This is a genomic window from Sphingobacterium chuzhouense, from assembly GCF_014692525.1.
Classification (GTDB): domain Bacteria; phylum Bacteroidota; class Bacteroidia; order Sphingobacteriales; family Sphingobacteriaceae; genus Sphingobacterium; species Sphingobacterium chuzhouense.
The window spans coordinates 933,836-945,824 of sequence record NZ_JACNYL010000002.1 but is presented as its reverse complement, the minus strand read 5'-3'; the positions used below and the strand labels follow the sequence as shown (position 1 = coordinate 945,824).

8 protein-coding genes are annotated in these 11,989 nt (G+C 37.3%); 6 read left to right on the top strand and 2 right to left on the bottom strand.

The features are described from left to right. Genes H8B21_RS10460 through H8B21_RS10445 form a run of 4 tightly spaced genes read left to right on the top strand, consistent with a single transcriptional unit; the run spans window position 1 to window position 4,420 of the window. Window positions 1–519 (top strand): hypothetical protein, encoded by a 519-nt coding sequence (locus H8B21_RS10460; protein WP_190313692.1) that lies wholly within the window; start codon window positions 1–3, stop codon window positions 517–519. 28 nt (window positions 520–547) lie between these two features. After that, a complete protein-coding gene (locus tag H8B21_RS10455) occupies window positions 548–2,827 on the top strand; it encodes an AAA family ATPase (protein WP_190313691.1) in 2,280 nt (759 codons plus the stop codon). Further along, the gene (locus H8B21_RS10450) at window positions 2,827–3,132 is read left to right on the top strand and encodes a hypothetical protein (protein ID WP_190313690.1); all 306 of its coding nucleotides are present in this window, start codon (window positions 2,827–2,829) and stop codon (window positions 3,130–3,132) included. Before H8B21_RS10455 ends, H8B21_RS10450 begins: the two co-directional genes overlap by 1 nt. Further along, the gene (locus H8B21_RS10445; protein WP_190313689.1) at window positions 3,098–4,420 is read left to right on the top strand and encodes a hypothetical protein; all 1,323 of its coding nucleotides are present in this window, start codon (window positions 3,098–3,100) and stop codon (window positions 4,418–4,420) included. Before H8B21_RS10450 ends, H8B21_RS10445 begins: the two co-directional genes overlap by 35 nt. Window positions 4,421–4,883: 463 nt before the next feature. Here the strand turns inward: H8B21_RS10445 and H8B21_RS10440 are convergent, their stop codons facing one another. Together H8B21_RS10440 and H8B21_RS10435 are read right to left on the bottom strand one after the other, a co-directional pair. Beyond that, window positions 4,884–5,327 carry a DUF4145 domain-containing protein gene (locus tag H8B21_RS10440; protein WP_223814959.1) on the bottom strand — a complete coding sequence of 148 codons (444 nt, stop codon included), beginning with the start codon at window positions 5,325–5,327 and terminating at the stop codon, window positions 4,884–4,886. Between the two features lie 425 nt (window positions 5,328–5,752). Further along, window positions 5,753–6,205, bottom strand: a complete 453-nt coding sequence (locus tag H8B21_RS10435) for a hypothetical protein (protein ID WP_190313687.1) — start codon at window positions 6,203–6,205, stop codon at window positions 5,753–5,755. 838 nt (window positions 6,206–7,043) lie between these two features. Between H8B21_RS10435 and H8B21_RS10430 the strand changes: the two genes are divergently transcribed. Beyond that, window positions 7,044–8,795: a TlpA family protein disulfide reductase gene (locus H8B21_RS10430; RefSeq protein ID WP_190313686.1), complete on the top strand. Its 1,752-nt coding sequence runs from the start codon at window positions 7,044–7,046 to the stop codon at window positions 8,793–8,795. Next, the gene (locus H8B21_RS10425; RefSeq protein ID WP_190313685.1) at window positions 8,785–11,988 is read left to right on the top strand and encodes a SusC/RagA family TonB-linked outer membrane protein; all 3,204 of its coding nucleotides are present in this window, start codon (window positions 8,785–8,787) and stop codon (window positions 11,986–11,988) included. Before H8B21_RS10430 ends, H8B21_RS10425 begins: the two co-directional genes overlap by 11 nt. The last annotated feature ends 1 nt before the right edge of the window (window position 11,989 follow it).

Genomic DNA, 11,989 nt, shown 5'->3' with positions numbered 1-11,989 from the left:
ATGGCTAAATTCAATTTTTTAAATCTTGACCAAAATGTAAGGTCACTCATGTTATCCGAAATCAATGCCGACATTGAAACTGATAACTTTTATGTTAGCGAACGTTTAAACAACACAGGCAAAGAAAACTATGCTAGTTTTCTAATCGATTCTGTCACAAACAGCGACGAAGAAGCCTTTGAAGCACTTGTAGACTTAGCAACACACTTTAATCCTACATATCTAAGGCAAGGTAAGCCCGTGAAAATGCCTTCCAATGCATCATCGCTACTATGCCAAAGCGAATTTAATCGGTATTATATAAGAGCAGTTTGTGCCCATGCTATTGCCAATGACATCAGTGAAGTAGAAATATATAGAGCTAGAGAATCAAGCTGGTCGAGACCAGAATCTGAGGCAAAGATTGGCAATAAGATATCCGCTCAAGATTTATTGGATGATCTGAGATCTTCTGTAGGTGTTGAGCCAAAGCTGATGCCGGAAGTAAACTCAGGATTGAGTGTTAAAATAATCATATAATATCATTTATTCCTTTTACTAGTCAATTATGATACAAAAAATAGCTAAGCTAAAGAACGTAGGAATATTTGAAAACTTTACGGCAGATTCTAGTTTGTCAGACTTTAAAAAATTCAATTTATTTTACGGATGGAACGGTAGCGGTAAGACTACCATTTCACGTTTCTTAAATTCTGTAGAGCGTGAAAATTTCCTCACGGATTTTCAAAGTGGTGAATATGAAATTCAACTTGCAGATAGGAAGGTTACTCATAAATCCAACTCTTCACTCCCATTTAAACTGTATGTTTTCAACCAAGAGTTTATAAATAATAATATTGATTGGAACAAAAATGGAGCAAAAAGCATAGTAGTCATTTCAGAATCAAAGATTGAAGAGAGAAACCAGTATATGCTTCTTAAAGATAAAAAAATACCGGAGCAAAACCGGAAAGTACAAGCTGCTACCGAGAAATTAAATAATAGCAATAAAGAAGTTGAAGCATTTTTAACAGCTGAAGCAAAGTCAATCAAGCAGTCTTTTCAGGTAATCGATACAGGTGATAGTTATTTTGTTAGTTATGACAAGAGGAAGTTGAGGAACTTTATTGATAATAAGCGATCGAAAATATTAGCCCCAGAATCAGTACTGTCTTCAGAAGATCTAATACTTTTACATAAAAAAGTAAAGCCAATAGAAAAGTCTATTATTGAAGATTCGTATACCTTGATTGATGTTGATAAAATTGATCAAGCGAGAATAAAAATCAATCAATTATTGAATATAGCATTGATTGATACTTCTATTGATAGACTGAACAATAATAGAGATATTAATGAGTGGGTTAAGTTGGGCGTCCAAATACATAAGGCTCATGAAAGTACTAATTGTGAGTATTGTGGAGAGATGATATCCGCTGTAAGATTAAAGGAATTGAATCTCCATTTCAGTGATCTTTACTTAGATACTGTCTCAAAAATTAATAGTGCTATTAACTGGTTAACAGGCCTTTTTCCTGATTTATTTTTTCATGATAAAGGGCTTCTTTTTGAAGAATTGTGTATCGATTATACTTCTTATGTTGAAGAAGTAAAGGTGGATTTTGAGGCATTGAAATTGGGTGCTGAAGAATGGCTAAACAACTTACAGAGGAAAGCAGATAACCCGTTTTTCAATGATTTTGCCGATCAAATTGATTTAGGAGGTAAAGTTCAAAAATTCAATCAATCTCTTAATTCTTTAAAAGAGTTAATAAGAAAGCATAATGATAAAGTTGAAAGCTTTGATGAGCAATTAAAAATAGCTAAATCTCAATTAGAGTTGCATTATGTGGCAGAAAGCGTTTCGCAGAAGGGTTATTTCGATGTATTAGATAGAATTAGGTCGGAAACCCAGCTTCTTGATGCGGAAAAAAAAGTATTGGATTTGCTTATGCTAGAATTTAGTGACTTGGAAGCTATTTTGTCTGATGCTGCTTTGGCAGCAGATGAATTTAATGTTAATCTTCATAAGTTTTTAGGTAGAGCGGAGATTACTTTAGCATATGATAGTAAAGAGAAAGGATTTAAAATATATCGTGGTGCAGAAAAAAAGCATGCGACAAACTTAAGTGAAGGGGAAAAGACAGCAATTGCGTTTACATATTTTATTGCTAAATTGAAAGAGAATGGAAATGAGATTAAGGATAGCATCCTTGTTATAGATGATCCAATCTCGAGCTTTGATTCAAATCATCTGTATCATTCCTTCGCTTGTTTAAGAGATATATGTGAGAAGGCAAAACAAGCCTTTATACTTACTCACAATTTTCAATATTTTAAATTAGTTCGTGACTGGCTTGTGCGTAAAAACGTAGATAAAGCAAAAGTCAAAGCAAGCTTTTATAGCATTGAATCTGGTCGCGAACTCCCACGTATTTCTATAATTAAGAATTGTCATGATTCCTTAATAAAGTATGGGTCTGAATACCATTTTATTTATTTGAAACTTAGAGAGCATAGATCTGATTCTACACTTGATCTCGCTTCAGCGTGTCTAGTGGCAAACTTATCTAGAAAAGTGTTAGAGTCGTTCTTGTCTTTCAAGTTTCCAAAAGGGAGAAATAGTTTTAAAGATCTTTTAGAGGCTGGACATCAGGATAGAATTCTTACTGAAAAAGTATATCGATTTATAAATAAGTATTCCCATGTGGACGGATACGATATAGATACGACGTCTATAGACAATTTACTTGCCGAAGGAAATAATATAGTTGATGAAGTGTTTAGAATCATTAAAGAGCAAGATAGTGACCACTATGCCGAAATGGAACAATTAGAATCTGCATAATGAGAAATATAGATAAGTATAAAGAAGATATAGATAAACTCTGTAAAATAGGAAAGAGATTGATGATGTCTATGCATTTTGAAACAACACCGATCGAAGCTGAGAAGGCTTACAGAGGTAGTTATGGAGATATGTATGAGGAAATCAAGAAGAATTTGCCGAATTTTAAGTTGGTATATCAAGAATGGTATTCGGAGGCTAAAGTTTTAATTAAACAGCTTCACTATGGAGAAAGAGAATCGAATAAGGATGATCTAGACGATTTAATTAATGGAGTGGATAAAATCATTAAAACAGTTTTTTAAACTAAGATCTCCTGATGTTGGTCCAGCTGTTAACAACAGTGTTGTGACCTTTTCTGGTTTATTTTCTTATACTAAAAGCCAGAAAAGAGATATTCAAAAAAGAACAGGTTACTATCAAACTAAAAAGGAAAAGTTCGTTGTAAATATAATTCAGAGCCAATATTATAAAGTGTTCAGGAAGTTTGTTTTAAACGACTGTCCTGAAGATTATCTAGAGATTTGTTCTCCAAACTCCTACAGTGTTTCTGTTGACGCAGGAAATGAATTTCAAGTGGAGGTTGAAAATATTAAATTATCGTTTTTTGATGATGAGATAGGGCTTGGTATATATAGCTTTAGTGTTCGCTCTGTTGAGTCGCTTTCTTTTAAAGAGTTTATTCAAATATTCGGTAGGTTTCGAAATTTAGATGCGAAAGTCGCTGTGGGGAGACGAGCTTTTTCAATACGGGAATTTATTGAATTAAATATGTTGAGATGCGAGAATAATCCGGTAACAAAGAACATAATTAAAATAGATGAAAAATCTGAGTTATACAATTATAGCGGATCGAAACTTAAGGCATTTATCGCTGTTGAGCTGACTGAATTTAATAAAGGTTATACTATTGATGAAGCATTATTTGAACTTGGTACTTTTACCGAATACTCAACATCAAAAAAAAATAAGAACTTGTATTCACCTTCCTCAGAGTACTTTGATTATATAGTTTCAAAGAAGATATCTGTTTTTAGTAATTGGTCGGCATTGGCGCTTTTTGATTCATTTGTTATTATAGGAAAGGAAAAATATTTGATTGATTCTACTAGAAAGACACTTAGCGATTCCTATTTTAAGATATTTATTTTTAATCTATATTCGAAATTCTATCTTTTTAAAGCGAATTCCAATTTGGGTAATGTTGAAGGAAAGCCTCACGATCACAAACTATACAGCTTTCTGAGAAAGTATAATATTACACATATATCCTATAATTTTTTACCAAATCTATTACATTCTAAAATAAGAGAAGCCCTGCAGATAGATTCGGAGTTAAAGTCGGTGAAATCTAAGATTGAGTTGATAGAAAGTCAAGCGAAAGAAAAAGAAACGAATTTGATTAACGTTGTTTTGTTATTTATCGCCGCATTTGGTATCATTTCGATTCTTTCCGACTTCCCAACGGTTTATGAAAATATTGTTAATGATGGAGAAAAAAAAATAGCGACTTTTATTGCTCTTGGAATAGTCCTCATCGCAATTGTAGGGGTAGTATGTTATTACAAAGTCTACAAAAGGAATTCAGGATAGATTTTATCGTATTTCAGTCCGCAGTATTTTATACCTAATTTTTAAAATTGGGAATCCCAGACATCATATCTAAGTAGTCTTTAGATGTGATGTCTGTGTGATTGGAATTCTTTAGTTTTGGGTGTAGCTACTAGCTAGGGTAAGATTACAATCATTATTCAAAAAGAAGCTAGCTACGTTACTCTTATTACTTAGATTATGCCTGAAAAGGTAGTAGAATCCATATTCCCGACATAATATTTTATGAATGTATCTAAAAGATTGTTCTGTTTTATTACATTAGTGGTCATCAATTCCAAAAGCATCATCCCATATTTGCGTTATTTGAACTCTTAGGCTTGAGGGTATTTTGTCATATGTATATACTTCCGGTACTTCGCGTCTGAGTCTTTTTCGTCGTTCCGAGTATAGGTCAAATATTGCCATGTAATAATAATGTAGATTTGTTACTATTCTGTTAATTTTATTTATCTCTTTCTTTGATTGCTTCGCGTGACTTTTCTGGAATCTTGAAATTATAAAATTCGTCTATTTGTTTTGGTTGAGAGATTAGTAACTCTGCGATTATATTTACGAAGTGGAACAATTTATATGCAGTTTCCCTATCATCTTTCAAATCTATTTTCCCTGGATGTACTGCATTGTTACCTACTACTCTAACGCTATCTAATGCCTTTTGCATTTTTTCAGGTAGACCTTTTTTCACTAAGTTAGATATATCACTGTTTATATTGTCACCTTTCTCTCCTAGATGTATGCATAGTTTTTGTATAATCAATCGTAATAGGGCAACGGCACCTCGAGGGGATAGTTCTACAATGTTTCGGGCTTCTTGAAAATCCTCAATAATATCTTCCGGCATGTCCATATTTGGGAGAGGAGCAACACCACTGAATGGATAAATCATTTTCTCATTTAACCATATCGTGTGTTGTCTGCAATGTGAACACATAGAGAAAGCTAGATGTTCAAGAACCCCTAGTCCATATCGATTGTCATGATACTTCACTTTAGTTCCTACACTCCATTCTTGTTCTGAAAATGCTCCGCAAAGGGGGCAATTGCACGCTGTTATTAGAAATTCAATAGGTGTATACGGTGTCATTATATTAATTAAATTGTAAGACTAATTAGTGTTTTCGATTCATTGAACCAATGAATTGTAACTCCCTTCTAAGATATTCATTTTTTTATACTATTATCCTGATCATACATGGCTTGCTGCAAGCCAGCCATTATCTAACCAAATTAAATACACCCCAGAAGAAGTATAATTTTGTAATTTAGTTGGGTTATTTTATCTTAGGTGTCGCAAAATGCGACACCCTAAATTTATTCTTTATATAGCTGTTCAAAAGCAATTTTTATGTTTTTACTTCTTGAAACGGCTATTGCATATACTTCCCATGCCAAGAAATCCGAGATCTCACGATTGAGAATTCGGCTCAGTCGTATATCTTCTATTTTTGCATCTTGGGCTACATCTTGCTGTAAAACTACAAATTGCTTTATGAAGGCCTTGTAATTATTGTCAATCTCGGTAGCTTCTACATCATCTTTTGATTTCTTTTTTTTGAAGTATTCTTCAAATGCAGTAGCTGTATCATTTTCGAAATTTTGCGATATCGCAGCCACTATATGATAAAAATCCAAACCTCGGATGGTTGTTATATCCTTACTAAGTGTTGAATCAAGTTTATCTAGAACTTTCTTCGGTAAATTAGCTGCCGATATTTTTTCTTTATAATTTACATTAATTTGTTTAATAAATCTCTCAAATTTCATTATAAATAGCTGAATTACAATTTGTTGAAATAAAAAGTATATTATGGATTCATTTTTCGCGTAACTATCTGTATATTTGTGTTGTTAAATAAAGTGACGACTTAATTGACATACTCATAAATGTGTGTCATAAACGATGTCTCTCTCGTCCGAAAAACCGCCAGTTTATCCAGCGAGAAGACCGTGGGTTCGCCATTCTATTGAATATTTATAACTTTGTATTATTCAATAGGGCGGACTTCACGTTAGTCTTTCGGTGGAAAATTCTAATCCTCGTGTAGGAATAGAAGAGGTTCCTGGCGGTACCATCGGTCGGAAGCAGTGTAGTTCGCTCTATTATTTCGTTAATAGACGTTCCTCCAAGTTTCACGAGTAGAACATCGTTCATCATAAACCAAAATATTATGAAAAGAACGATTTTAAACCACAGCGCGATTACCCAAAGCCATCTCAAAGAGGTGCCGCTTCACCAATCCCGTAAACAATCCTTAAAGAACGTTATTAAATCACCAGAATAAAAAGCCATAAGCAGATCGCAAAAGGTGAAGGGGGGCAAGGCACGCCTGCAAACGCAAATGAGGCTACTTTGCCCGGTCGTCCCACAAGGGACACATTTCACCCTATGTTTTCTGCTATACCGACCTCTAAACAAAATATGCACGATTGTTTGCATGGTTTCTTCGGTCAGTAATGGCATTTTAATTCGTCGCACAATAAAAATAGCGTTTACTTTCCAATCCTGCAAAATGATTTTGCGCATATTTCTCTTTTTTCGGAAGGAGAGGAGGTCGGTTCTTTTGATTATCAAGTTAGTATTAATCATAAAACCGATTAAAACATGCAGCAATTTTATGCTAATGGGCTCGCCATGCCCTCAAAAATGGACTGGAAGGAGGAGTGCCCCTTTATAGTACCTTCGGCAGCTCGTGGAACAGTTCCTGTCGATACGCCCCAAATTTGGGTACTGTTTTTAGCGTTTTGTAAGCCCTTTTTTAGAAAATGGGTTCACAAGTTGAAGATATGGGGTCACCTGTTTCTAACTCGTGTTCCCTTATTGGAAAAACGTGATCCCTTTTTGAAGAGAGGTGTCCCCCTTTTACTAAATAGGTGCTACAGTACACAAATAGGTGTTCCCTTTTTATCTTTATGTGATACCTTATTGGCAAAACGTATTCCCTTTTTCAGAAGATGTGATTACATTTTGGAGAAACGTGTTCCCTTTTTTGCTAAATGTGTTCCCTTATTGGGAAAACGTGATTCCATCTTAGGAAGAAGTGATCGCACGTTTATAATAAGTGAACGGTATCTAGCTACTTGTGTTCCCTTATCGGAAAAACGTGATCCCATTTTAGGAGAACGTGATCACACTTTTATAACAAGTGAACAGTATTTTGCTACTGGTGATCCCCTATTGGTAAAATGTGGTCCCTATTTCGCGACTTGTGTTCCCATGTCGGCAAAACGTACCACCGTTTGGCAAAAAAGGGATATCCAAATCTCAAAAATGGTTCACGGAGAGTCAATATGTGTTCCCAGAAAGCGAAAAACCATTCCCAAAAAAGCACTATTTTGTGTAATATCGTCACGAAAATCGCTACAAGCGTCCGACCCAATAACGACCCAAGCCCAACCTAAGAATGACCTAAGGATCACCCAAGAACGACCCAAGGTTGACCCTAGTTTGACCCAAGAAACAGCTAAGGATGACCTAAGCTTGACCCAACCACGACCCAGTCTAAGAACTGGTTATAGACAAGGATCACCCAAGGATGACACAACAAACACCCAAGAAACAGCTAATAATGACACAAGGAATGTACGGTTAGTGTACCGCGAGTGTACTGTTAGTGTACGGGTAGTGTACCGAAAAGGTACTAAAGAAGTACTAAAAAGGTACTGGAGAGCTACTAAAGATCCACTAAACGCATGTACCTCTTGTGTAGATCAGCAGTATAGTAAAAGTAGGAGAGTGGTAGAGCCAATGAGGAGCAAAGCCATACCATTGATGGCGGTATGGCTTTGTTTCATGTTGTTTAATCTATCAGACGCCTGGGCGCAGTCCGCGGAACCGCGGACTGCCGAAGGGCAAACCGAAATTAAACCGCTCAAGATAGGGGATACCATACCGGAGGAATTGTGGAAATTACCTTTGCAGGTGGTAAACCACCCGGATGGTAAGGATACGATCACACTGAACGACTACCGCGATAAGAAGCTTATTATACTGGATTTTTGGAGTAGCTGGTGCAGTAGTTGCATCAATTCTTTCCCCTCGCTAGATAGCATTCAAAACCAGTACGCAAATGATTTACAAATTCTACTGCTCAATCCTGCCTCCAGTAAGGATGATAGGACGCGTATTCTATATATCATGGAGAAAAGAGGAGATAGTGATCAGAAACGTTTCGGTGTTCCGAGTATCTATAAAGATGAAGTTATCGTAGATTATTTTCGGCCGAAAGTATACCCGCGTTTGATCTGGATAAATAGTACGGGGGTTGTGCTTGCCATTACAGGAAAGAGGGATCTAAATAGCGAAAATTTGCAACAGTTGTTGAAAGGGGAAGGAGGCTATAGCGATGGCAATTAAAATATTAGGTAATCTCCTGTCTATATGTATTTTGCTGTTGTCAGCGGTAGAAAGCCGGGCACAGACAGGTATTAAACGAATTTGGGGAGAGGTGATCGATGGCAAGACTGGGAAGGCCATTAACGGGGTTAATATGGGATTGGTGAAGAGCAAAACAAAATCTCAATCAGACGGTACAGGCGAATTTTACCTGTTGCTCCGATATTCCACGGACACGCTGGTGTTTTCCCATATAGATTATGACGAATATAAATGTCCAGTTAATGAGGCGACCGAGCTTCCTTTACTGGTAAAGCTGCACCCATCAACGAAAGTGATAGACGAGGTTGTTATCGAATCAGGTTTTCAGAGTATACCGAAAGAGCGGGCAACTGGCTCATACGCTACTATCGACAGTGCACTCTGGAACCAACGGGTGGGTACGAGCGTTTTGAGTAGGTTAGACGGCTTAACAAACGGGCTATTGACCAATAACTTAAATCCAGATAATCCCACTATACAGATTAGAGGTGTCTCTTCATTAGGGAATGAATCGATGAAGCCGTTGGTCATTTTGGATAATTTCCCCTATGAAGGAGATCTGGATGCCCTCAATCCAAACGATATTGAAACGATTTCTATATTACGGGATGCAGCAGCAGCTTCCATCTGGGGAGCAAGGGCGGGTAACGGTGTCATAGTCATTAAAAGTAAAACGGCGAAAACAGGGCAACGTATAGCGACCAACGTGTTGTCAAACATCACCGTTGCACCTCGTCCAAACCTATTTACTGCAAATCATATGCGTGTATCAGATTACGTGGACATGGAAAGGATGCTATATGAAAATGGATATTATTCAGCACGGTTTACGGCGTTAAACCGTCCGTCGATTCCGCTCGTAGCTGAGTTGATGGAGAAAAACAGATTGGGCGACTTGTCGGATGCTGATCTTGAAGGGCGGCTGCAAGCTTTAAAGCAGGAGGATTATCGGCAAGATATGCAAAACCATTTATATCGTGCATCCCGAAATCAGCAGTATGCTGTCAATATATCAGGAAGCACGGATAGGCTAAACTTTATATTGTCTTCTGGCTATGATAAGAATCTAGAACAGTTGGCTGGAAATTCGCTTCAACGGTTTAATTTGCGCTCCAATAACACACTCAAGATTTCCGATAACATAAGTATGCAGCTTGGTCTATGGATGGCCTTTCAGAATAACACCAATAATAGTCCGGGTGGATATGGCGATTTTCGTGGGATTTCTGGCTATGATAGACTCGTGGACCCATTAGGAGAGCCGCTTCCACTTGAAATTTACTATCGCCGTCTTTTTACGGATACGGCCGGACAAGGACAACTCTTAGATTGGAAGTACCGCCCGCTACAGGAACTTGCCCTATCGGATAATTCCGTAAAATCAAAAGATATCATGATCAACTGGGGAATGGATTACGATTGGAAATATGGACTTAGGGGAAGCGTAAAGTTTCAGAAGCAATTTGGAGACCGGAGGTCGGTTAACTTGCATCATAGCGATAGCTATTATACACGTAATTTGGTGAACAGGTTTACACAGATTAATGATGGTGTCGTTAATAATGTTATTCCTTTGGGAGCAATAAATGAGTCATCGCAGAACGCCAGCTCCTCATACAATATTAGGGCGCAGATAGATTTTAATCAGCGCTTTGGCAAACATGAGGTGAATGCTATCGTAGGATCGGAAATAAGGGATCTAAAAAATGAATCGGCAACGGATGTATTGTATGGTTATGATCAGGACAAGCTGACTTTTACAGCTATAGACGCTACGACACAGTACGCGAGTCTTTATAACTTATTTGGGTGGAACTATATTCCTTTTGGAGTGAATTTAAACCGGTATGTGAACAGGTTTATTTCAGCCTACGGTAATGCAGCCTATACGTATGATGACAAATATACCGTAACCGGAAGCATGCGAAAAGATGCTTCTAATTTATTTGGTGTTGCTACAAATCAAAAATGGAATCCTTTATGGTCTGTAGGTGGTTTATGGCATCTATCAAAAGAAGGGTTTTTTCAGCTTTCTACGGTACAAAAACTATCGGTTAGAGCAACTTATGGGTATAGTGGGAATATCCCGTCAAATGCAACGGCATTAACGCAAATCGACTATTATACGGGGGCGTGGAGTCCGGTCAATGAAAATTTTGCGACGATAGCCATGGGGCCTAATCCTTCGTTAAGATGGGAGGAGGTTAAAACTGTTAATTTGGGTATGGATTTCAGCCTATTCTCGAATAATAGACTACAGGGGAGCATTGAATATTATAAAAAACGATCAACTGATCTGTTCAATTCGACCAAGCTCGATCCTATAACTGGTATGTCCATACAACCTAAGAATTCGGCTTCCATTGATGGAAAAGGATGGGATATAAGTTTGTCTGCTGATATAATACAGCAAGAATTTAATTGGAATAGCCTATTATTATTCAGTTATGCAGACTTTAAAGTCATCAAGAATCTGGATCCTCCGTCAATAGAAGGGTTGGCGACTTCGGGACAAATTCTCTTTCCGCTGGAAGGTTATAACCCTTATCTTATTGCAAGCTATCGCTGGGCGGGATTAGATCCGGAGAATGGCAACCCTAGGGGTTATCTGGAAGGAGAGATCAGCGACGATTATCGTGCGATGAGATCCAACGCAATAGAAGAACAGGTGTTGCACGGGCCTTCACTGCCTCCATTTTTTGGCTCTTGGCGAAATACATTCAGATGGAAAAATTGGAGTTTTCTGGCAGGACTGAACTTTAAATTCGGACATTACTTTCGAAATCAAACACTGAATTACGGCACACTTTTTCAATACGGCGAATCCAACGGAAATGAAGAATACGCTTATCGATGGAAGGAACCCGGTGATGAACTTCATACAAACGTGCCGTCTCTGGTCTATCCAGCCAATTCGTTTCGAGATAATTTTTATAGAAATGCGGAAATTAATGTGCAGAAGGCGGATCATATTCGGCTCAATGAGCTACGGCTTCAATATCAGTTACGCACCAAAAGCACTTCTACAATCCAGTCCTTATCATGCTATGTATTTGTGAATAATATGAACATTCTTCTATGGAAAGCAAATACGTTTGATGTCGATCCGGAAAATCTAATTGGTTTTCGTCGTCCTGTAAACTATTCATTGGGTATTCAACTAAGCTTATAAT